Origin of the sequence: Planococcus sp. YIM B11945, assembly GCF_050864155.1 — a bacterium.
Taxonomy (GTDB): Bacteria; Bacillota; Bacilli; order Bacillales_A; family Planococcaceae; genus Planococcus.
The window spans coordinates 263,975-285,148 of the sequence record NZ_JBOZWR010000003.1; the positions used below are offsets into that span (position 1 = coordinate 263,975).

At 42.5% G+C, this 21,174-nt stretch carries 21 protein-coding genes and 1 other annotated feature; of the genes, 6 read left to right on the forward strand and 15 right to left on the reverse strand.

The window, feature by feature from the left end:
• Positions 1–6: 6 nt before the first annotated feature.
• Positions 7–744, forward strand: coding sequence for a bis(5'-nucleosyl)-tetraphosphatase PrpE (gene prpE, locus ACRRQV_RS05955; protein ID WP_432528680.1), 738 nt, complete (start codon positions 7–9; stop codon positions 742–744).
• Here the strand turns inward: prpE and ACRRQV_RS05960 are convergent.
• Genes ACRRQV_RS05960 through ACRRQV_RS05975 form a run of 4 tightly spaced genes read right to left on the reverse strand, consistent with a single transcriptional unit; the run spans position 735 to position 3,480 of the window.
• Positions 735–1,616, reverse strand: coding sequence for an RluA family pseudouridine synthase (locus ACRRQV_RS05960; protein WP_432528682.1), 882 nt, complete (start codon positions 1,614–1,616; stop codon positions 735–737). The two genes, prpE and ACRRQV_RS05960, sit on opposite strands and share 10 nt — an antisense overlap.
• A 10-nt stretch (positions 1,617–1,626) precedes the next feature.
• Entirely contained in the window at positions 1,627–2,427 is an 801-nt protein-coding gene (locus ACRRQV_RS05965; protein WP_432528684.1) for an NAD kinase, read from the reverse strand.
• On the reverse strand, positions 2,424–3,101 hold the full coding sequence (locus ACRRQV_RS05970) for a GTP pyrophosphokinase (protein WP_432528686.1): 678 nt from the start codon (positions 3,099–3,101) through the stop codon (positions 2,424–2,426). The genes ACRRQV_RS05965 and ACRRQV_RS05970 overlap by 4 nt, the downstream gene beginning before the upstream one ends.
• A 22-nt stretch (positions 3,102–3,123) precedes the next feature.
• A complete protein-coding gene (locus ACRRQV_RS05975; RefSeq protein WP_432528688.1) occupies positions 3,124–3,480 on the reverse strand; it encodes a hypothetical protein in 357 nt (118 codons plus the stop codon).
• Between the two features lie 217 nt (positions 3,481–3,697).
• Between ACRRQV_RS05975 and ACRRQV_RS05980 the strand changes: the two genes are divergently transcribed.
• The 3 genes from ACRRQV_RS05980 (at position 3,698) to ACRRQV_RS05990 (ending at position 5,597) form a co-directional block, all read left to right on the forward strand.
• Positions 3,698–4,279, forward strand: coding sequence for a CYTH domain-containing protein (locus ACRRQV_RS05980; protein WP_432528690.1), 582 nt, complete (start codon positions 3,698–3,700; stop codon positions 4,277–4,279).
• Between the two features lie 125 nt (positions 4,280–4,404).
• A complete protein-coding gene (locus ACRRQV_RS05985; protein ID WP_432528692.1) occupies positions 4,405–4,803 on the forward strand; it encodes a globin in 399 nt (132 codons plus the stop codon).
• Positions 4,800–5,597, forward strand: a complete 798-nt coding sequence (locus tag ACRRQV_RS05990; RefSeq protein WP_432528694.1) for a ClpXP adapter SpxH family protein — start codon at positions 4,800–4,802, stop codon at positions 5,595–5,597. Before ACRRQV_RS05985 ends, ACRRQV_RS05990 begins: the two co-directional genes overlap by 4 nt.
• A 485-nt stretch (positions 5,598–6,082) precedes the next feature.
• Here the strand turns inward: ACRRQV_RS05990 and pepF are convergent, their stop codons facing one another.
• The 10 genes from pepF to ACRRQV_RS06040 all read right to left on the reverse strand — a co-directional run bounded on the left by pepF (position 6,083) and on the right by ACRRQV_RS06040 (position 18,009).
• Positions 6,083–7,891, reverse strand: coding sequence for an oligoendopeptidase F (gene pepF, locus ACRRQV_RS05995; protein ID WP_432528696.1), 1,809 nt, complete (start codon positions 7,889–7,891; stop codon positions 6,083–6,085).
• Positions 7,892–7,951: 60 nt separating this feature from the next.
• A complete protein-coding gene (locus tag ACRRQV_RS06000; RefSeq protein ID WP_432528698.1) occupies positions 7,952–9,040 on the reverse strand; it encodes a competence protein CoiA in 1,089 nt (362 codons plus the stop codon).
• A 124-nt stretch (positions 9,041–9,164) separates the two neighbouring features.
• On the reverse strand, positions 9,165–9,821 hold the full coding sequence (gene mecA / locus ACRRQV_RS06005; RefSeq protein WP_432528700.1) for an adaptor protein MecA: 657 nt from the start codon (positions 9,819–9,821) through the stop codon (positions 9,165–9,167).
• A gap of 244 nt (positions 9,822–10,065) precedes the next feature.
• On the reverse strand, positions 10,066–10,461 hold the full coding sequence (gene spxA, locus ACRRQV_RS06010; RefSeq protein WP_432529474.1) for a transcriptional regulator SpxA: 396 nt from the start codon (positions 10,459–10,461) through the stop codon (positions 10,066–10,068).
• 369 nt (positions 10,462–10,830) lie between these two features.
• Positions 10,831–12,036 carry a putative glycoside hydrolase gene (locus ACRRQV_RS06015; protein WP_432528702.1) on the reverse strand — a complete coding sequence of 402 codons (1,206 nt, stop codon included), beginning with the start codon at positions 12,034–12,036 and terminating at the stop codon, positions 10,831–10,833.
• A gap of 102 nt (positions 12,037–12,138) precedes the next feature.
• Positions 12,139–13,074 (reverse strand): ABC transporter ATP-binding protein, encoded by a 936-nt coding sequence (locus ACRRQV_RS06020; RefSeq protein ID WP_432529476.1) that lies wholly within the window; start codon positions 13,072–13,074, stop codon positions 12,139–12,141.
• A complete protein-coding gene (locus tag ACRRQV_RS06025) occupies positions 13,074–14,129 on the reverse strand; it encodes an ABC transporter ATP-binding protein (RefSeq protein WP_432528704.1) in 1,056 nt (351 codons plus the stop codon). Before ACRRQV_RS06025 ends, ACRRQV_RS06020 begins: the two co-directional genes overlap by 1 nt.
• Before the next feature lie 14 nt (positions 14,130–14,143).
• A complete protein-coding gene (gene opp3C, locus ACRRQV_RS06030) occupies positions 14,144–15,163 on the reverse strand; it encodes an oligopeptide ABC transporter permease (RefSeq protein ID WP_432528706.1) in 1,020 nt (339 codons plus the stop codon).
• Positions 15,163–16,098 (reverse strand): oligopeptide ABC transporter permease, encoded by a 936-nt coding sequence (opp3b, locus tag ACRRQV_RS06035; RefSeq protein WP_432528708.1) that lies wholly within the window; start codon positions 16,096–16,098, stop codon positions 15,163–15,165. Before opp3b ends, opp3C begins: the two co-directional genes overlap by 1 nt.
• 195 nt (positions 16,099–16,293) lie before the next feature.
• Complete coding sequence (locus tag ACRRQV_RS06040) at positions 16,294–18,009, reverse strand: peptide ABC transporter substrate-binding protein (RefSeq protein WP_432528710.1); 1,716 nt, start codon at positions 18,007–18,009, stop codon at positions 16,294–16,296.
• Between the two features lie 243 nt (positions 18,010–18,252).
• Between ACRRQV_RS06040 and ACRRQV_RS06045 the strand changes: the two genes are divergently transcribed.
• Positions 18,253–18,594, forward strand: coding sequence for a DUF3899 domain-containing protein (locus ACRRQV_RS06045; protein ID WP_432528712.1), 342 nt, complete (start codon positions 18,253–18,255; stop codon positions 18,592–18,594).
• A gap of 43 nt (positions 18,595–18,637) precedes the next feature.
• Positions 18,638–18,851 (forward strand) — a binding site (T-box leader).
• Between the two features lie 47 nt (positions 18,852–18,898).
• Entirely contained in the window at positions 18,899–19,888 is a 990-nt protein-coding gene (gene trpS, locus ACRRQV_RS06050; RefSeq protein WP_432528714.1) for a tryptophan--tRNA ligase, read from the forward strand.
• 37 nt (positions 19,889–19,925) lie between these two features.
• Here the strand turns inward: trpS and fabF are convergent, their stop codons facing one another.
• Positions 19,926–21,167 carry a beta-ketoacyl-ACP synthase II gene (gene fabF / locus ACRRQV_RS06055; protein ID WP_432528716.1) on the reverse strand — a complete coding sequence of 414 codons (1,242 nt, stop codon included), beginning with the start codon at positions 21,165–21,167 and terminating at the stop codon, positions 19,926–19,928.
• Between the last annotated feature and the right edge of the window lie 7 nt (positions 21,168–21,174).

Genomic DNA, 21,174 nt, shown 5'->3' on the forward strand with positions numbered 1-21,174 from the left:
ATTAGAATGAAATACGACATCATCGGAGATATTCATGGGTGCTTTAACGAATTAATCGAACTTCTTACTATTCTTGGCTACGAAAAAGAAAACAGCCATTACGTCCACCCAGAAGGCCGCCAGCTGGTCTTCGTCGGAGACGCCATGGACCGCGGCCCGGATTCACTGGCAGTGCTCCATCTCTTGTTTTCCATGCAAGACCGCGGGAGCCTTTATTATTGCCCGGGGAACCACTGCAATAAATTATACCGGTTTTTCAAAGGCAATAAAGTACATCTTGCCCACGGTCTCGAAACAACGGTCAATGAGTTTCACCGGCTGAACAAAAAAGAGCAGCAGCAATTCCGTGCCCGCTACGTGCAATTTTATGAAAAGCTGCCGCTTTACTTGGAATTCGGCGAAGAGTTGGTCGTGGCTCATGCCGGCATCAAAGAAGACATGATCGGCAAACCGATTTCAAAAGGCATTGCCTCTTTTGTCCTATACGGCGACACCACTGGAAAAATTGATGCCAATGGCCGCCCGGTCCGCCGCGACTGGGCCAAAAATTATAAAGGCCAAAAAATAATCGTTTACGGCCACACCCCTACGTCGGAACCTTATATCATCAACAATACGGTCAATATTGATACCGGCTGTGTATTTGGCGGATCGCTTTCCGCTTTTCAATTTCCGGAAAAAACAGTTGTCTCCGTTCCGTCGGCTCAACCTTATTATTCCGACCGTTTTCATCACTACCGTTGAACCAAGTCCGCCATGTCTTCGTTGAGCGGAGAGGAAAAATGCAAAGACATCCCCGTTGTCGGGTGAATCAAATCCAATTCCGCACAGTGCAACGCCTGCCGGCCGATCAAGTCCCGTTTTCCTCCATACAAGTCATCCCCTAAAAGCGGATGGCCGATATGGGAAAGGTGCACACGGATTTGATGTGTTCTTCCTGTGTTGAGCTGCACCAACAAATGGGAAAAGTTTCTGTATTCATTAACTACTTGAATTTCCGTTTCGGCAAATTGCCCATCCGACCGAACTTCCCGTTCAATGATGCTTGTGCTTTTCCGGCCGATAGGAGCCGTAATTCTGAAATGGGAATCCGGCAACTTGCCATGCACCAATGCCTGATACCGTCGTTTCATCTTTTTTTCCTGCTGCTGCATGGAAAGCATATGATGAATATGGCGGTTTTTTGCGATGCATACGAGGCCAGACGTATCCCGGTCAAGCCTTGTCGCGATGTGGAGCGTCGCTGGTATCTTTTCGGTTTCAAAATAATGCGCCACAATATTAGCCAAACTTCCAGATGGGTGTTCACGAGACGGGATGGTGTTTTGATCTTTAGGCTTATTGACAATCAACAAAGCTTCATCTTCATAAACAATCGTTAAATGCCCCGCTTCAGCGACCAAGCCTTTACCCAGTTCTTCATTCGGAAAAATAACGGTCACGGCATCATCTTTTTGCAAAAGATGCCGGACCGTTACTTCTTTGCCATTTACTAAAAGCTGGCCGCCACTGTATTTCACAGACGCCAACGTGCGTTTCGAAATGCCCCAGCCGCCAAGTGCCTCCCGAAGCAGAATCGGTTCAGCTGCGGTATACGATAATTGGAATGGTTTCATTTAACGTCCCTCACAGATCGCTGTCAATGAACGAATCGTGCACGCGTTTCCAGAACGGGAATGCACGGAAGCGCGCGAAGCGAACTTTTTCATCAGCGACTCGGTATTCAATCGATTTAACGTCTTTATGTAGCAATTGCACATGATCGATCGTCACCATAAAGTCCGGCGCTTTGACTGGACGCAGGACGCAACGATGATGTGCTGGCAAGACGAGTGGTGATCCCACGGTCCGGAACACCCGGTTGTTAATGGAGGCCATTTCGGTCAATTGCATCGCCTGCAATGACGGGTGGATAATTGCCCCGCCAAGCGCTTTGTTGTAAGCCGTGCTGCCCGATGGCGTCGACATGCACAAACCGTCTCCCCGGAAACGTTCAAAATGGCTTTCGTTCAGAAAAACATCCATAACGAGCGTTACTTCCGGCGATTTTACAGTCGATTCATTCAATGCCAGGTAAACCGCCGGCTTGTCTGAATGTTGATAGTGAATGGTAACTTCCACCAATGGATATTCAATGACTTCATAATCTTTTTTGGCAATGGACAATACCAATTTTTCAATTTCAATAGGCTTCCAATCTGCATAAAATCCAAGATGGCCGGTATGTATGCCGACAAAGGCCACGGAAGCCAATTGGTCACGGTATTTATGGAAAGCGTGCAAAAGCGTGCCGTCGCCTCCAATCGATAACACGACGTCCGGCGATTCCTCATCCCAGACCATTTCAAAATCTTCAAGATATGCACGTGCCGTGGCCATCAATTCATTTGATAAATCATCGGTTCTCGACATAATAAAAAATTTCATTGTTTTTTTCGCTCTCCTTCCCGTTCAGCAGGAAAATGCGTGCTGGGCGATTCTTTGTATTCGCTAAAGTAAGCTTGCGCGTCTTGGATTTCATCCCGGATTTTCGACATTTCTTCATCTAGCTGAAATGCGGCTTCCGCTGCGCGCTGCAGCCGAAGCTTGATTTCTTCGGGGAAAACACCTTTGTATTTATAGTTAAGGGAATGCTCAATGGATGCCCAAAAATTCATGGCAAGCGTCCGGATTTGGATCTCAGCCAAGATCAACTGTTCTCCTTTAACTGTCTGTACCGGGTACTCGACAATGACGTGGTAAGAGCGGTAACCGCTTTGTTTTTCGTGGGAAATATAATCTTTTTCTTCCACTATGCGCAAATCATTGCGTTGGCGCAGCAGCGAAACCACGGTTTTGATGTCCCCGACAAACTGGCACATCATTCGGAGTCCGGCGATATCTTGCAATTCGTGGGCAAGCTTTTCCGACGGCTCAAACGGAATGCCTTTTTCGAGCGTTTTATCGTATATGCTGGCCAACGGTTTTACGCGGCCAGTCACAAATTCTATTGGTGAATTCGTATTCTCGGTTTCAAATTGCCTGCGCATGCCTTTGAACTTTATTTTTAATTCATCGACTGCTTGTTGGTACGGTGCTAAAAAACGATCCCATTGGCCCATCAGTGGTCCCCCTCACTTCTGTTTACATTCGTGAAGCAAGCGCCTCATCAAAAACTGTTTCTACAGCCAAACGAAATGTCTCGCTATAGTTTGTATTATCTTTTATGTTCTCTAATAACATCCACAATTCCTCGTGAAAACGCACAAGCGGCAAGATTTGCTGCCCATACATAAGCAAAGGCACCGTTTCACGTTCTAGCGCTTCGGCTAAACTTGGCCAAACGGCTTCTGAAAACTGCAAGTAGATAAATTTTGTGCCGCTATCGAGCAAATATACAAATGCCCGGTTTTCCGAATCTGCAATCATTCGTCCCGAAGCTTCAATGCCGACTGCCGGCTCGGCAGCATCCACAACAAAGTGGATTTCGGTTTCTGTCATTTTTCCTTTTCTTGCTTCAACAAGTTTGCGCAATGCAATCTCCCTTTCACAAAAGCGATCCTGGTTCTTATGCAAAATGGCGATAAAATCGAAATCCCTAAACTCGACATTCCATTTCGCAAAAACCTTCCTAATAGTCATATTTTAGCACAGCTCTGCCAAACGTTGCAGTTTGCGGAAATCTATCCGATAATAAAATCAATAAAGAGGTGATGACATGTCTAAAGAACTTGAAATTGAGTTCAAAAATATGCTGACAAAAGAAAATTACGAAGAACTCTTGGCGTTTTTTAATTTTCGTCCAAGCGATGCCCAAACGCAAGAAAATCAATATTTTGATACATCGGATTTTCAATTAAAAGAAAAGCGCTTCGCTCTTCGCATCCGAAAGAAAAATGATCGCTTTGAATGCACATTGAAAACACCGGCTGCAGAAGGAAATTACGAAATAACTGATTTTCTTACTGCTCAAGAAGCTCAAAACATCCGCCATTCTGTATCATTTGATGCTTTAGAAGTTCTGGCTGTATTAAGTACAGAAGGAATTGAGTGGAAGCGGCTCCGCCCGATCGGTTCGTTGATCACGCACCGCATCGAGTTTGAATATGAAGGCGGATTGCTGGTGCTTGATCACTCTTTGTACAACGGAGTGGAAGATTACGAATTGGAGTATGAAGTGAGCGATGCCGCATCAGGAAAACAAAAGTTTGAGAATTTTTTACAACAACACAACATCCCTTCTCGCCCTGCCGATAAAAAAATTGCACGCTTTATGAAAGCCGCTACTGCGCGCCACTAAACAGTTTATACAAATAATTTACATCTGTTTCCATTTCGCGTCCACTTCTTAGCAGTCGATTTGTTTGAGAAATTTCTTCTTCGTTGTTAGAATGAATTTACAGCTAAAGCAAAGGAGACACAATGATGACTGGAAAACCGATAATTCCGTACGACGAAATTGGTGCGGAACGACTGTCACGGTTAGTCGATGCATTTTATGCTCGTGTGGCTGAGCATCCAAAGCTGCAGCCTATTTTCCCAAAGGACTTAACAGAAACTGCGAGAAAACAAAAACAGTTTATGACTCAATATTTAGGTGGACCCAATATTTATTCGGAAGAACATGGTCATCCCAGGCTAAAAGCCCGGCATCATCCATTTCCTATCACTCCGGAACGCGCACAGGCGTGGCTCGAGTGCATGAGCGAAGCCATGGATGAAGTAGGATTGACCGGGAAATTTCGTGAAACCTTCTATAATCGCCTTGTTCTGACGGCGCATCACATGGTCAATGAACAAGATAGTGAGGAGGAGTTGTCGTGAGTAAATTGGATTATGCGCAAGAGATTACTGAAAAAGCAAATTCGCTCAAGCCTTTGGAATTATACATTTTTATGGACCCGCTCAATTCCGAATGTTGGGAATTGCAGGCAATCATCCGTAAACTTCAAATCGAATACGGCCATTATTTCTCCATGCGTGTAGTGTTAAGCACCAAGCTTTCAAATTTAAACTCGATCAACAAAACGTCCATTATAGATACCAATAATCTTTCTCACCCTGTACTCGCTTCGGTTGCAGTCAAAGCTGCAGAACTTCAAGGGAAACGGGCAGGCAATCGCTTTTTGCACAAATTGCAGGAGCACTTGCTGCTAAAGACAAAAGATGTTTCGTCTTATGCCATTCTTTTGGAAATTGCTGAAGAATCCCAATTGGATCAAGAAGAATTTAAACGTGATTTTCATTCAGTTCATACCGCAAAAGCTTTTCAATGCGATTTGCAAATTACGCGTGAAATGGAAGTTAGCGAAGTGCCGAGCATTGTTTTTTTCAATGAATGCATAGAAGACGAAGGCGTTAAAGTATCTGGACTTTATCCATATGATGTTTATCAAACCATTTTACAGGAAATGCTTGGAAACGAAAGTTTAAACCGGCAGACTCCTCCTTCATTAGAAGTCCTATTTGCAAAATATTCGACGATGGCAACTAGAGAAATTGCCTCTATATATAACATTTCTGAACAAACTGCTGAGCGGGAATTGAAGAAACAAATGCTCCAACAAAAACTGGAGCGCATCTGCTTATCCGACGATACGTTGTGGAAAGCAAAATAACCGATCCGCTATATGCGGGTCGGTTTTTTTCTTTGATTGATTAGAAAGTATAAACAGTGATTTGCGCTTTTCTAAAAAGCGAAAGGCGCCTTCCACGTCCGGAAGGCGCCTTTCCTATTACACAAAGGGGATGGGAGAAATGTTCACGCTCAAACAAAGGGGTGTATGTTTGTATGTGATTTATTTCACAACCTAACCTTATCACGAAATAATTGTTAATGCAATAATTCACAAAGATTTTCACAAAACCGTCAAATTTGACATAACCCTTTTTTCTCGTTTCCTTCATGAAGATTTCCGTTTCATTAGTGTTTTCAACGGATTTTCATCCGTCTCTTACGCTATTTCAGAAAACAGAAAATCTGCACCAAAAGATGCTTATCAGCATTTGGTTAATACAGAATAGCTTAGTAACACCACATAATACTATATTAATAAAACAAAAAAAGAAAGCCAATCATTATAATCGGCTTTCTTCTCTACAATTATTTTTTCAATAAAAGCTTTTCTAATTCATCCAGTTTTTCTTCGAATACTTTGCAGGCATCTTCTACAGGTTTAGACGAAGTCATGTCCACGCCAGCTTTTTTCAATACTTCAATCGGGTAATCAGAACTTCCGGCTTTCAAAAATTCATTGATATAGCGGTCGACTGCAGGCTGCCCTTCTTCGAGTATTTTCTTGCTCAAGGCTGTAGCCGCACTAAATCCTGTGGCGTATTGGTAAACGTAATAATTATAGTAGAAATGAGGAATGCGCGCCCATTCCAAACCGATTTCCTCATCCACCGCCACTTCTTCTCCGAAATACTTCTTATTGAGCTCATAGTACACTTCCGTAAGGCGCTCAGCTGTCAACGCTTCCCCGTTTTGATCCATTTGATGCATCAAGTGTTCAAATTCGGCAAACATCGTTTGGCGGAATACCGTGCCGCGGAAGCCGTCAAGCCAATAATTCAGCAAGTAAATGCGTTCCTGGTCATCTTCAGTTGTTTTCACCATGTATTCGTTTAGCAACGCTTCATTGCAAGTCGACGCCACTTCTGCTACAAAAATCGAATAATTGCTGTAGACAAACGGCTGATTGCTGCGCGAATAATGGCTATGCACGCTGTGGCCAAATTCATGGGCTAGCGTAAACAAATTAGTGACGTTGTCCTGCCAGTTCATCAAGATATATGGGTTTGTACCATATGCGCCCGATGAATACGCCCCGCTGCGCTTGCCTTTGTTCTCATACACGTCCACCCAGCGGTTGTTCAAGCCGTTTTCAACAATCCCGGTATATTCATCGCCCAGCGCTTCCAAGCCCTTCAGCACTAAGTCTGTCGCCTTTTCATACGGAATTTCCATCTTCACTTCTTGCACAAGCGGCGTATACATATCGTACATATGCACTTGGTCGATGCCCAGCACTTCTTTGCGGAGCGCCACATAGCGATGAAGCAAATGCAGATTGTTATGGACCGTTTCAATCAAGTTATCGTAAACGGTCTCCGGAATGTGGTTATCATCCAAAGCCGCTTGGCGCGCTGACTCGAATTTGCGAATGCGCGCACTCACATTGTCACGCTTAATGTTTCCTGACAAAGTAGACGCAAACGTATTGCGGAACTTGCCGTACGTTGCGTAAACTGCCTTGAACGCATCTTCGCGTACGCGGCGGTCGCTATTTTCCAAGAAGCGGCTGTAATTGCCATGGGTGATTTGAACTTGTTCGCCGTTTTCGTCTTCAATCGTCGGGAATTCCAAATCGGCATTGTTCAGCATGCCGAATGTTTCCGAGGAAGCTCCCACGACTTCAGCCATTTGTGCCAGCAAAGATTCTTGTTCAGCCGGCAACACATGAGGGCGCATGGCATTCAATTCTTCCATTGCTTGCTGGTACAAATTCAACCCTTCGTGACTGTTGATGTACTCCGTTAACACAGCTTCGTCTAACGCTAAAATTTCTGGCGTCAAATAAGACATTCCAGCAGAAATCTTGGCATACAACGATTTCATGCGGCTATCCATCGCCTGGTATTTCGAGTTGGTTGTGTCTTGGTCATACCGCATATGCGAATATGTATAAAGACGTTGAACACGTTCAAACAATTCATCACGGTAAACCAATACAGCATAAAGAGCTTCTGCCCCACGAGTTAATGTCCCTTGGTAAGACGAGGACTTTTCAGCAAGGGCAGCAACTTCTTTGAATTCCGCTTCCCATGCCTCATCTGTAGCAAAAATGTCTTCTAAGCGCCATGTCAACTCAGCCGGCACTTCATTTCTTGTCAATGTTTTATTGGCCATTGTAAATCCTCCTTTATGCGACTCTTTCGCATGTCGAACCACTTGTTATTTTCTCAATTCTCATAAGTATTTGCAATAAATACGATATAATGTTTCAAGAAATTCGTCGGTATTTTCTTTGACGCTTTTTAGCGAATGATAAATCTCTACATAAGCAGCGGCTAAAGACTCTGCTTCAGGAGTCCAATCAAACCGGGCCAGCGATTGTTTTAAATGAATCCTAGAAGAAAACGAAGAGCCCTTGTCAGCCGCTTCTAACACTTGCAGCTGCCACAATACTGCATGAAGTGGAATGGCCTGTGCGTTTGGCACCGGAACGCCTATCGCTAACGGCAAATCGCTTGGATCCAATTTTAATTCGTAGCAACTGCGCCAGTATGGATTACGGAATTTGTTTCCGGGATAAAATTGAGCTTTGATGAATTTCTTTCGCGCTTGTAAAAAGAACGTATAGGCAGTAGTGAATTCCGAAAATGTCAGTCGCTTCGGAACAGCAAACGGAAAAACTTGCTTACTAGCGGAAAGAGATTTAACTTTGCCGATCCACCGATTGCCACTGACGTACAGTAAATTGGAACAATAATAAAAACGGTCCTGCTCCGGTTGAAAACCGATTAAATAAGTTCGGTTTTTCTGTTTTTTCAACACTTCTTGTTTCCAAGCGGGCAAAGTGAGCAGCTGAATTCCTTCATTAATAGTCTCTTGCAAGCCATTAATCCATATCGTTTGTATGCCTAGGCTGTTATAGCCTTCTGTGCGGCTGCGAATGTGTTCAGCCGGAAGTTGGCTGCATTGGAATTCAACCGCTGTCTGGCCTTCTACGAGTAAGTCTGCCCGCTGGCGGATAGGCGGCAAGTATTTTTCGAGTTCAACTGAGAAGTTTTTGCGTGTGAAGAATTGATGAAGAAGAGACTTTCCTTGCAGGTGCATAGTGGATTCTGGTTCGCTGTAAGTTTCACATAAAGAACGGGTTTCATGTGCAAAATGAGGGATCTTAATTTCGCCAACTTTTAATCTGACCGGAGCATTGCATCCAGGACAATAAAACAAACTGCCTTTCCTCATCGCCAACAATTCCTTCCTCTCGTAGGGCCTCGCCAAATTGATTAATTGCTTCTCGCTTGTTAAAGCTAGTAAGATGCCAATCACTCTCCTTTTTTTAATTGTAAGAAAACTCTTTCAACTAAGCAATAGAAAATGAATGGAAGCAAAAAAAGACACATTGGATTTACCCAATGTGTCTTTTTTGCTCGTTTTCAAGAAAGAGAATTTATTATCCGAAATAGTGAAGCACATTTGAAAGTGCATCTTCTTTGAAAATTTCTTTGCCGTACTCTTCCAGACGGTGAATCGTAACCGGAGTTGCATGTAAGTATTCTGTAAATATACTAATGTGGTTTTTCACGTCATCGTCAGAGTGCAACACTTCGTCGAAACTTGCATATAAATAATACTTTCCTTCAAAATGGTAAAGCGCTGTTTCAATCGGCACATATATCAAGCGGCGTGCGATTGGCAACAACTCATCCACTTCAGAAAACGCGAAAGTGTATTCTAATTTTTTGAGGTCAGGCTCATCAAAAACCGGTTCAAATTCATCAAACTCCGGAGCTGCAGAATCATCGCTTGAGAACATTTTACGGCGTTCATCTATATCATCAGGCATATCAAGTTTTTGCCCGTCTTTCGTTAGTTGAGCTCTTGTCACTGTGACTTCAAGTCCTTTATCCATCGCTTGAACTTGAATCCAGAGAGGGCCTTCCATAATAAAATCAGCTTCTTCGTTCACTTCATCCATCATTTCCCAAAAAAGTTCTTCGCTCTTATCTCGATTAAACCAAATTTCATCGCGGCTAAACCCGCGTTCTTCTACATCTAGATAGGAAATGTAAAATTTGACTGTGTTGTCATTTATGCGTTCAATTTCCATTTTACACCTCTCCTTTCCTTTCGAATTGGACTAAGAGGATCACCTCATAAGCCGTGCCTTGTTGCTAAGTTAATTATATCGTCTTTGAGTCCCAATGGAAAAGTTTCTGCCTGATAACAACTTGCACATCAAGTAATTAGTAGTTTAGTGTAATTATTTAAAAAATGCAACAATAGTGGATAAAGAAAAGCTGCCCAACGATCCATTATGGTTACATAAAGGTTGGGCAGCTTAAAAGCTATTATCAGTTTACCAATCGCTGCGCTTCGAGCAACTGGTATGCTCGTACTTTGCGAGGAAGGAAACGACGGATTTCATCTTCGTTATATCCTACTTGCAAGCGCTTTTCATCCATAATGATTGGACGGCGAAGCAACCCTGGATGCTCTTGGATTAGTTCATATAAACGCTGAAGTGGTAAACTCTCAACATCTACATTCAGTTTTTGGAAAATTTTCGAACGCGTTGAAATAATTTCATCAGTTCCATCTTCAGTCATACGTAAAATTTCTTTAATCTCGCTAATTGTTAACGGTTCTGAAAAAATATTGCGTTCTGTATATGGAATATCGTGTTCTTCCAACCACGCTTTAGCTTTTCGGCAAGAAGTACAGCTTGGAGAAGTAAATAACGTTACCATCATAAGTGAACACTTCCTTTCGAATTCGGGAAATAACTAATCTATTCTTAAATTAGAATCAATATAATCTAGAAGCTTTACATTCATTATACAATACTTAACTTATCTTGAATATACCATTGACATAAAAATAAAAAAAAAGGTTAGAGACTGTCACATTATTGTTATAAATAAACTACCTTCTTTTAAGTATACTACTTTTTTACCCGTATACTTTTATACTTAAACATTATTCCGGAATTTTTTATTCTCAATTACAATTTCTTTTTGAAAATTCATTCCTTAATTATTAGTACGTTTCTACTTGAAAAAAGTTGCATTCAAAAGAGCCTTCCACATAGAAAAGGCTCTTTTGAAAATCTATTGAATTTACGGGGTATAATCGACGCCAGTCGAATAGGTATTGGCAGCGTCCCACAATAAGTACTCATCAATGCCATTGTCATTCAATGCCTTGATTTGCGCCTCCACTTCCGTTTTGCCGTAATTTAAGTAGTTCCCTGCACCTAAATAGGAAGCTGTAAAATCCTGCAGCCAAGGACGAGAAACCGGTGGGGTTTTTAATTCACCTAGTTTTTTGTTTTCCACTTTGGCATATTCCGAAATCAGCTTATACGGTTCCAAATCTGGTTTTGCAATACCGAAATAAGAAGTCCAATGGCTTGGGTAGATCATGGACGAAATGACGTCGACATTTTCGGAAATTTTCGAGAAGTTTTGGCCGATTCCAGGCGCTTCTGGAAGCGTCGCAGAATAGCCAAAAATGTCAACTGAAACTTGTACATCATACGGTTTCAGCTGTTCGCGTGCATAGGCCACAAAATCAGTAACAGCTTCTACACGTGCCTGGACCGGATCAAGCCCTGCCTTTTCATATTCTCCCATTGAAAAATCCAGGGTGTCCGTCTTATTTTCAAACCCTTCCGGGAATCGGACATAGTCAAATTGAATTTCTTTAAAGCCAAGTTTAGCTGCTTCAATTGCGATTTGCACATTGTAATCCCACACTTCTTTTAAGAATGGGTTAACGAATGATTCACCGCGTCCATTCTTCCAAACAGACTCTCCATCCACAAACGACAAGTCGGGCCGTTTTTCTGCTAAAGCCGAATCTTTAAAAACAACCACGCGGGCAATCGGATAGATTTGCTTTTCTTCCATGCGTTCTAAAACAGCCCGCGGATTTTTTATGTAAGGCTGCCCAATTTCAAGTGCTGCCAACTTTGAATCTTTTTCTGGCCGGAAAGTCAAATATCCGAAGTCTTCTTTAAAGTCAATGACCATGGCATTCAAATCAGTCGTGTCGACTAGGTCCACCAATTTCTCAAAGCGGTCTCCGCCAGCAGAATGCCCGGTGACAAAAATCCCCCGCACTGCGTCCGGATATTCAAAAGTCAGTCCCGAACTGTATTTAAACAACTCAGATGAAGCTATAACATTTGAATCGATTTCATTTGTTTCATATGTACGCGTAGTAAAATCAGCAGCTTCTTTATCATCTGCTGCATATGCCGGTGCCGCTATTCCCGTGCTTAATAACATAACACCAAGTGTTGCCCATCGAATTCCTTTCATGTTGTCCTACACCCTCTCAATCAATCTTCTTTCATTTTAACATTTTTTCTATAAATTGAAAGAAATTAAAAAGCGATGCCAATTTCTGGCATCGCTTGCGTTTTATGCTTTTACCGTCGCTTTCAATGCTTCGAATTCACGTTCTGAGCACTGGACAAAATGGCCAGGCTTGATTTCTCTCATGCGCACATCGTCGCCATCCGTGTATTTATGCGTGGCTGGATCATAAGCGACCCGGACACGGTTGCGTTCATAGTCAGGATCCGGCAATGGAATTGCAGACAGCAGGGATTGCGTATAAGGATGCATCGGGTTTTTATACAACTCATCAGCAGGAGCAAGCTCCACCATTTTCCCGAAGTACATTACGCCAATGCGGTCTGAAATGTATTTCACCATTGATAAATCGTGGGCAATAAACAAATAAGTCAATCCTTTTTCTTCTTGCAGTTCTTTTAGCAAGTTAACGACCTGGGCTTGAATTGATACGTCAAGTGCTGAAATCGGTTCATCGGCAATGATGAAATCCGGTTCTACAGCAAGTGCACGTGCAATGCCTAAGCGCTGGCGCTGGCCGCCTGAGAATTCATGCGGGTAACGGTTGGCGTGCTCTTTGTTCAAACCAACTGTCTCTAAAAGATCAAAAACCATTTTTTTGCGTTCAGTTGGATTTTTCGCTAGGCCGTGGATATCAATGCCTTCTGCAATAATATCCATAACTTTCATACGCGGATTAAGAGATGCGTAGGGATCTTGGAAAATCATTTGCATCTTTCGATTGAATTTCTTTAAATCTGACTTGGATTTTTTTCCGTGGACGTTTTCGCCTTCGTAAAAAACATCGCCAGAAGTAGCATCATACAAGCGAATAATAGAGCGGCCTGTAGTCGATTTCCCACAGCCCGATTCTCCAACCAATCCAAGTGTTTCACCGCGGTAAATATCGAAGGAGATATCATCAACGGCTTTCACTTCATTGGGTTTTCCAACGTTAAAATGCTGCTTTAAGTTTTTGATTTCCAATAATTTTTCTGCCATCATACCGCACTTCCTTCATAGTATCTGCTTCCAGGGAATTTTTTCATCCGTTCGATGATTGCTTCAGGCGGATCGATATGTGGCGCGTCCGGATGCAGCAACCAAGTAGCAGCAGAATGAGTTTCACTCACTTTGAAAAATGGTGGGTTTTGTTCCATATCAATTTGCAATGCATATTCACTGCGAAGTGCAAATGCATCCCCTTTTGGCGGAGCCAAAAGATCTGGCGGCGTTCCAGGTATTGCATATAGCTTAGCATCATCAGCATCTAAAGAAGGCATAGAACTTAACAGTCCCCACGTATATGGATGCTGAGGGTTATAGAAAATTTCATCTACCGTCCCCACTTCCACAATCTTGCCTCCGTACATAACTGCAACTCGATCCGCGACGTTTGCCACAACTCCAAGGTCATGCGTAATGAATATGATCGATGTATCAATCTTTTTCTGAAGATCTTTCATCAATTCCAAAATTTGCGCTTGGATGGTAACGTCAAGCGCCGTAGTCGGCTCATCTGCAATCAAGATTTGGGGATTGCATGCCAAAGAAATTGCAATAACGATCCGCTGGCGCTGCCCACCTGAAAATTGGTGAGGGTATTGCTTCATCCGAAGTTCCGGTTTTGGCATCCCAACAAGTTTCAACAAATCAATGGCAATGCGGTTCGCTTCTGCCTTGCCCACTTTTTGATGTTTCAAAAGCGGCTCGGTAATCTGTCTGCCAATCGGCATTGTAGGATTGAGCGATGTCATCGGATCTTGGAAGATCATAGAGATGTCTTTCCCGCGAATTTTCTGCATTTCTTTGTCTTTTAATTTTGTCAGGTCTCTCCCGCCAAACATAATGGAACCATTTTTGAACTCCGCAGAGTTTTCAGGCAATAAACGCATAATCGATTTTGTGGTTACGGACTTGCCAGAACCAGACTCTCCAACAATCGCCAACGTTTCCCCTTTGTACAAATCAAAATTAACGCCACGAATTGCTTTCACTTCACCAGCAAATGTGTGAAAGGAAAGCTCAAGATCTTTAACTTGTAAAATCTTTTCCATTTTCGCTTTCCTCCTTAATCTTTCATTTTCGGATCGAGCGCATCGCGCAGACCGTCACCAATCAAGTTGAAACAAATCATAATGATGCTCAATAAAGCTGCAGGGAACATCAAAATATGCGGCTGATACTGAATTAGCTTATAACCGTCATTAATTAGCGTTCCAAGCGACGCGTCGGGCGGCTGAAGGCCAAGTCCGATAAAGCTAAGGAAAGCTTCAAAAAAGATCGCGCCCGGAATGGTAAACATTGTGTTGATTACGACAATCCCTAAAACGTTCGGCAATAAGTGCTTGCTGATAATTCGTGAGTGGCTTGCCCCTAATGTACGGGAAGCGAGAACAAATTCTTGGTTTTTGTATTTTAAGACTTGCCCACGGACAACTCGGGACATCCCGATCCAACCCGTAATGGCAATCGCAATAATAATCGCTGTGATGCCGGGATCCATTACCATGATCATCAAGATTACAATAACCAAGTTTGGAATACCGATCAAAATCTCAACAATTCGTTGCATAACGTCGTCTATCCGGCCGCCAAAATAACCGGAAATCCCACCGTATAATACGCCGATCAGCATATCAATCAAAGCTGCCATAAATGCGATGAAAAGAGAAACTTGTGTTCCTTCCCAAATACGTCCAAACATATCGCGGCCAAGGCCGTCAGTACCAAACCAATAATTCACATCTACTTTTTTCAGTTCGTAAAGGTCGACATCTTTGCCGCCCAATGAACCATGTCCATCAAAAATTCCCAATCCAGCTAGTGCAGGAATTTTCGGAGGCAAGTTTGCGTGAGTAATGGTTTGATGATTTGGTTCAAACGGGCTGATCATTGGCCCAACAAATGACATAATCAAAATCAGTAAAAAGAGGATTAGTGATAAAACCGCTCCTTTATTTTTTCGAAGGCGCATCCAAGCATCTTGCCAAAAGCTTACGCTTGGTTTAGAAATACGTTCGGCTTGGTTGGGATCAATTGTAATTCGTTCAAATGATCCTTTCGGAAATTTTTCCAAGTTTTGAGTCATTAACTATTACCTCCTGAGAGACGGATCCGCGGATCGATTACTCCATAAAGAATATCTACTAAAAGAATGACCGCAATCAAGAAGACTGAGAAGAACATTGTTGTTCCCATGATAATTGCAAAGTCGTTAACCATAATTGCTTTTACAAACTGTTCGCCAATTCCCGGGATTGCGAAAATTTGTTCAATAACTAGAGACCCTGTTAGAAGCCCTACTGCCATTGGCCCTAAAACTGTGATTAGCGGGATCAAGGCGTTGCGGAATGCATGTTTAAAAGCCACTTCTGTTCCTGTCGCGCCTTTTGCTTTTGCAAGCGTAATATAATCTGAACTTAAAACCTCAATCATTTCAGTACGGATAAAGCGGGCAGCAATTGCCAATGGCCCCATTGCAAGTGCAAGAGATGGCAGAACGCTCGACATGAATCCGTCTTTCCATAGAGCTACCGGGAACCATTCCAATTGAATGGCGAAGAAATATTGAAGCATGGAAGCAAAAACAAAGGATGGTATCGATATTCCAAAAATGGCGACGGTGGTACTCGTATAATCTATCCACGTATTTTGCCTTAGCGCTGCAACCATTCCGAAAAGAATACCGATTACAGTTCCGAACAGCATGCCTTGGAAACCAATTTGTGCTGATGGCCCGATTCGGCTAATAATCAAATCGGTAACATCTGCCCCTTTGAATTGGTTCAAAGAAACACCAAGATCACCTTGCGCCATGTTAGCCATGTATTTGAAATACTGAACTGGTACGGGTTCATCTAGGCCATATCTTGCTTCTACTATTGCCCGTTGTTCAGGGGATAGTTTAGATGCGGAAGCTATAGGGGAACCAGGCAGGACCTTCATTAAGAAAAACGTGGCTGTAGCGATCAACGCTAATGTTATTAGCATATAAAACAATCGTTTACCTATATATTTTAACATTACTGCACCTCCTGAAAGAATATATCCATTTTATAAGCTTCTCTCTATAAATAAAAGCGTTTTCTTTTAATTTTTTTATTTTGTAATTTTTTCTAAAAACCAAAACTATTCGGTGAATTTTCCCTCAGTATAAAAGAGAGTATATCGCTCCAATTGGCGATATACTCCCTTCATATTCGCTTTTAAGCAAGCTTTTTATTCTTTACCTGAAATGTACGCCCACTTGTAGCTGTAATCTCCGCCGAATGGGTGTTGAGCGATGTCATGTACATATGGCTTTTGTAGAGACATTTGACCTTGTTGGTATACAGGCGCGATTGCTGCGTCTTCTTCAATAAGGATTTTCTCTGCATCTGCCATTGCTTGCCAACGTCCAGCAGCATCAGTAGCAAGTTCACCTTTAGCTTGTGCAACTAGATCATCGAATTTCTCGTTAGAGTAAGACATCAAGTTGTGTGAAGAACCAGTTACGAACAAGTCAACGAATGTCATAGGGTCTTGATAGTCAGGGCCCCAGCCAGCGAATTGAATGTCGTAATCTTGTGACTCGTCAAGCTCAAGACGTACGTTAAATGGTACTTCTTTAAGCGTGATAGACAAACCTTCAAGGTTTTCTTCCATTTGTGCTTTCATGTACTCATCCATTTTCTTAGAAAGTTCAGAGTCTCCTCCAAGAAGTTCTAAGCTAAGTTCAGTAACGCCAAGTTCTTTCAAACCAGTTTCCCAGTATTTTTTAGCAGCTTCTACATCATATTTAAGCATGTCGCCGTTAACATCACGGAAGTCGCCTTTGTTTTCATCGAAAGTGAAATCAGTTGGTACAAGACCATTTGCAGGAAGTGAACCGTTTGCCAATACTACATCAGTTAAATCTTGTTTGTTGAAAGATGTAGCGATTGCTTTACGGATGTTTACGTTAGCAAGTGGTGTTTCTTTGCCACCGCGTTCTTGGTTGAATTTCAAGTAGAACACAGATGGGTTCAATTGTTTGATCAATTCTGGATCGTCAGCGTACTGCATAGCGTATTCGCTTGAAAGTCCAGTGCGGTCTTTTTCACCAGTTTGGTAAAGGTTCAAAGCAGTTGAAGTTTCTTTTACAACGTCAACGTTGATTGTTTCAAGTTTAACTGTTTCAGCATCCCAGTATTCAGGATTCTTTTTGTAAACCCATGATAATCCAGTGCCATCCCATTCAGTCAAAGTGAACGGTCCGTTGTAAAGGATGTTTTCAGAGTTTGAAGCATAAGCATCGCCTTTTTCAGTTACGAATGCTTCGCTTTGTGGATAGAATGTTCCGAATGACATTAGAGACAAGAAGTAAGGAGTTGGACGCTCTAATTGAACTTCTAGAGTGTAGTCATCAACAGCTTTAACTCCAAGTTCAGCTTTGTCCATTTTTCCTTCAGAAATTTCAGTAGCGTTTTTAATTGTTCCAGCCATCATGTAAGGACCGTAAGGAGATCCAGTAGCTGGGTCAATAGCACGTTGCCAAGAGAAAACGAAATCTTTAGCAGTAAGAGGTGAACCATCCGACCACTTAGCATCTTCACGAAGTTTGAAAGTATACGTTAAGCCGTCTTCACTGATTTCAGGCTCTCCACTAGCAACAGCTGGCTCAGCAAGATTATCTTTGTTTAAACGGTAAAGACCTTCGTTTACGTTGTTCAAAACGATGAATGACACTTGGTCTTCTGCGATAGCTGAGTCCATTGAAGGAATTTCAGCGCTGTCCATCAAGTTCAATTCTTGTGTAGCATCAAGTTCGCCAGTTGCGGCATCCCCTTCAGCTGGTTTTTCTGTGTCTTCTTTTGGTTCTGTTGATGTATCAGAACCGCCCCCGCCGCAAGCAGCTAGGAATGCGCTAAGAACCAATACTAGGCTTAGCAGCCAAAATAACTTTCTGTTCTTCACTCGATTGTCCCCCTTAAATTTTCTGAAAACTTGGTACACTTTTAATTATACATAATCTTTTTTTATTGTACAGTACTTTTTTAGAATCATTTACGCCATTGTAACAATAGTATGACATTTACATTACGCAAAATACTTGTACAAAGGGATTTGTTAAACCCATTTTTTTCGAAATTAAACCAATTTTTTTTTGATTTTTTGTAAAAATTCTTCTACACTAGAGAAGAATTGAGGTTTTGCTGAATGAAAAAAACAATAATTGGCATTTTAATTATTCAAGGAATAATTTTCCTGACAATATTTTTTAGATCCGAAAATCTTTCGCTATTGTCCTATATTAATATTTCTTTTGCTTATGGGGGCATCTTAGTCTTTTTCGGATTGTGGGTTTTTGTTATCCGCAATGGAGTTTTTGACATCTTTGCTATGAGCATGCGAAAAATTTTCAAAACAAAAACCACAATGGAAGATGATGAAATTCGCCCACCGTCAGAATTGCTTCCGTTTTCAAGCGCACCTTTGCTGATCATCGGAGTTGTAACATTGATCCTTATGGGTATTTCCCTCATCATTTACGAATTATAACTGTTGCATCAAAAATCTTTACTGTATTATAATTAAGTCTAATAGTAAGGCGATGAGAAAGAAGAGTAGATGCGGTTTCTTCTATAAGAGAGTCTGTGGCTGGTGAAAACAGATAGAGAACTGCATTGAATGGGCTTTTGAGCTAAAACGGTGAACAGACTAGTAGCCGTTTTCGTGATCTTCACGTTACGAAGAAGAGTGGCCATAGATTGGCAACTAGGGTGGTACCGCGGAAAAACACATCATTCGTCCCTTTTTTACAGGGGATGTGTGCTGTGTTTTTTTATTATGAGGAGGAATATGGATGAAAAAAATCTTTTCAGGCGTCCAGCCTACCGGTACAGTCACTTTAGGAAACTATATCGGCGCATTTAAACAATTTACCGATCTTCAAGATGAATTCGATTGTATTTTTTGCATTGTCGACCAGCACGCAATCACAATGCCGCAAGATCGGCTCGAGCTGAGAAAAAATATCAAAGCGCTTGCTGCCCTTTATTTGGCAGTCGGCATTGATCCAGAAAAAGTTACACTGTTTATCCAGTCGGAAGTGCCAGCCCATGCTCAAGCGGGATGGATGATGCAATGCATTTCCACAATCGGCGAGCTTGAGCGGATGACTCAATACAAAGACAAATCCGCTAAGAATGCTTCTGTATCGTCAGGCTTGCTTACTTATCCCCCATTGATGGCTGCAGATATTTTGCTTTATCAAACAGATGTGGTGCCTGTCGGCGACGATCAGAAGCAACACATTGAGTTGACACGTGATTTGGCAGAGCGATTCAATAAAAAATTTAACGATGTTTTAACGATTCCGGAAATCCGAATTCCTAAAAACGGAGCCCGCATCATGTCGCTCCAAGACCCAGCGAAAAAAATGAGCAAGTCCGATCCAAACAAAAAAGCCATCATCACTTTATTGGATGATTTAAAAACCATTGAAAAGAAAATCAAGAGCGCAGTAACTGATTCCGAAGGCATTGTCCGATTCGATCCGGTGAACAAGCCTGGCGTTTCTAATTTGTTAACGATCGAAGCTGCCCTTACAGGAGAAACCATCAAAGCACTTGAAGCAAAATACGATGGAGCCGGCTATGGCGACTTTAAAGCATCTGTAGCTAAAGCCGTTACTGAACACCTCGCCCCCATTCAAGAGCGCTATCAAGAGCTGCTTGGTTCTGAAGAACTCGATGTGATTCTTGACCGCGGTGCTGAAAAAGCCAACTTTTTGGCAAACAAGACGCTGAAAAAAATGGAAAACGCGATGGGCCTTGGCCGCAAACGCAAATAAAAAATCCCCGTGCTGCTCACAGCACGGGGATTTCTATTTATTCTTCAAATTTCTTGAATACCAGTGAAGCATTGTGGCCGCCGAAGCCTAATGAGTTGCTCATGGCATAGGACAAGTCCGCTTTGCGTGCTTCGTTTGGTACGTAGTCCAAATCGCATTCTTCATCGGGTGTTCCGTAATTGGTTGTCGGAGGCATGATGCCTTCTTTTAATGCTAAAGCTGTGAAGATGGCTTCAATGCCGCCAGCTGCTCCAAGCAAATGCCCCGTCATAGATTTGGTTGAACTCATACCCAATTTGTATGCATGTTCCCCAAATACCGTCTTGACTGCCATGGTTTCGTATAAATCGTTATAAGGCGTGCTCGTTCCATGAGCATTAATATAGCCGATTGCTGTTTTTTCAATTCCGGCATCTTCAATCGCTTGAGCCATAGCACGCGCCGCACCTTCTCCGCCTGGAGCTGGTGCTGTAATGTGGTGGGCATCTCCGGTTGAGCCATATCCTACTACTTCAGCGTAAATTTTAGCCCCGCGCGCTTTTGCATGTTCGTATTCTTCCAGAATGACAATGCCGGCTCCTTCTGCAATCACAAATCCATCGCGGTTTTTGTCAAAAGGACGAGAAGCAGTCGCCATATCTTCGTTCGTCGTTAAAGCGGTGTTCGCAGTAAATCCTGCGACAGATAGACGAGTAATCGGCGCTTCTGCGCCTCCTGTAATCATTGCATCTGCATCTCCACGTTGAATCACTTTGAACGCATCCCCGATGGAGTTTGTTCCGGATGCACACGCAGTTACTGAACATGAGTTGATTCCTTTTGCCCCCAAGTGAATGGATACTTGGCCTGAAGCCATATCGGGAATGATCATCGGAATTAAAAACGGGCTGATGCGGCGAACCCCGCGATCGTTTAGTACATCCATTTGATTTTCAATCGTTTCCATTCCGCCGATTCCAGAACCGATCCACACTCCAGTACGCAATGCGGTTTTTTCATCCAGTTCAAGGCCTGCATCTTTCATCGCCATAAACGAAGCAGCCAGTGCATAATGCGTAAAGCGGTCCATTTTGCGCGCTTCTTTCTTTTCAACATAATCTTCAATTGAAAAATCTCTTACTTCCCCAGCAATTTTTGCTGGGTATTTTTCTGTATCCAACCTAGTTAATGGCCCAATGCCCGACTTCCCCGCTTTAATGCCTTCCCAAGTGGTTTCAATATTATTTCCTAACGGTGTTACTGCACCCATACCTGTAATGACTACACGACGATTCGACATTCTATCT